At 75.8% G+C, this 1,600-nt stretch carries 1 protein-coding gene; it reads right to left on the minus strand.

Translation table 11 applies throughout. The features are described 5' to 3' along the window. Window positions 1-1,305 (minus strand): amidase (locus ABZ641_RS36610; protein WP_359988856.1); only part of this gene is annotated, 1,305 nt, incomplete at its 3' end. Window positions 1,306-1,600: the final 295 nt, after the last annotated feature.

Genomic DNA, 1,600 nt, shown 5'->3' on the forward strand with positions numbered 1-1,600 from the left:
GCCGATCGGCAGGCCGTCGTCCGTGCTGCCGGCGGGCAGCGAGATCCCGGGCGCCCCGGTCACGTTGTTGACCGGGGTGAACGCCACGTACCGCTGCAGACGCCCCATCAGCTCCTCGAACGGCACGTTGGGGCTGAGATGGCCGATCGGCGGGGCGGTGTGCGCGAGCACCGGGGAGAGCACCGCGTCATGGCTGCGGAAGAGTTCGGCGTAGGCCTGCTCGGCGCGGCCCAGTCGCCGCAGCGCACCGGGGATGCGGGCGAACTCGCGGTGGAAGCTGCGGCGCAGGCCCGAGGTGAGGCCGTCGAGGCGGGCGGTGCGGAAGCTGCGGTCCAGCATCAGCCGGCCGGTGGCGGCGATGAGGAAGGCGATGTAGCCCCAGTAGAGGGTGAAGTCGCGGGAGAACTCCTCGCCGAAGGGCAGGACGGTCGGCTCGACCCGGTGGCCGAGGGCCTCCAGGCGGAGCGCGGTGTCCTCGACGGCGCGGCGGGTGGCCGCGTCGGTGTCGGCGAGCGGCGAGTCGAGGACGAGGCCGATCCGCAGCGGGCCGGTGCCGGGGCCCTCGACCAGGCCGAGCGGGGGTAGTGCGGGGTTGCGGTGGTGGCGTTCGGCGGCGGCGAAGAACGCGGCGGTGTCCCTGACGGAACGGGTGAGCACGCCGTCCGTGACCAGGTCGATCGGCAGGCGGCGGCCCTGGTCGTTGGGCACCAGGCGGCCGCGGGTCGGCTTGAGGCCGATCAGCCCGCAGCAGGCCGCGGGGATGCGGATCGAGCCGCCGCCGTCGTTGGCGTGGGCGATCGGCACGACGCCCGCCGCGACCAGGGCCGCCGAGCCGCCGGAGGAGGCGCCGGGCGAGTGCGAGGGCTTCCAGGGGTTGCGCACCGGCTCCGCGGCGGCGTACTCGGTCGAGGCGTTGAGTCCGAACTCGGGGAGCCGGGACTTGCCGAGCACGGCGACGCCGGTGGCGAGGAACTGGTCGGCGAACCCGGCGGTGCGCCGGGCGGGCCGGGCCCGGAAGGCGGCGCTGCCCTGCCCGGTGGGCATGCCGCGCAGGTCGACGTTGTCCTTGAGGTAGGTGGGCACGCCGTAGAACGGCGCCAGTCGGCTGTCGGCGGTGAGCCGCGGCAGGCGGGCGGCGAAGGCGACCGGTTCGAGGGCCGAGTCGATCCGCCGGGCACGGGCCGCGGCGGCCTCCGCGAGTTCGTCGGGGCTCGCCTCGCCGGACCGGACGAGTCCGGCCAGCGCCACCGCGTCGTGGTCCCCGAGTACGTCGTCGCCGAATGCGTGCACCCGATCGTCCGCCATGCCAACCCCCGCTTCTACCGGCCAGTAATACCGTTCGCGGGCGGCATTCTAGGGGCGCGGGCTGCTGCGGTACACGCCCCCTCGGCGCGTCGCGACCCGGTCCGCCGCCGGGAGCAGCGGGAGCCGGGCCGGGAGCGGCCGACCGGAGTCGGTAGGAACGGACGGACCGCCGACGGGGTGTCAGCCGAGCCGCGTACGGGTGCCCGGGCCGGAACCCGACCGGCGGGTGAGGGCCGGACGCGAGGGCCGGACGTCCGGGCCGGAGCGCGCGGGCCAGCGGTTCGGAGATTGCCGG

The organism is Kitasatospora sp. NPDC007106, assembly GCF_040634455.1.
GTDB lineage: Bacteria > Actinomycetota > Actinomycetes > Streptomycetales > Streptomycetaceae > Kitasatospora > Kitasatospora arboriphila.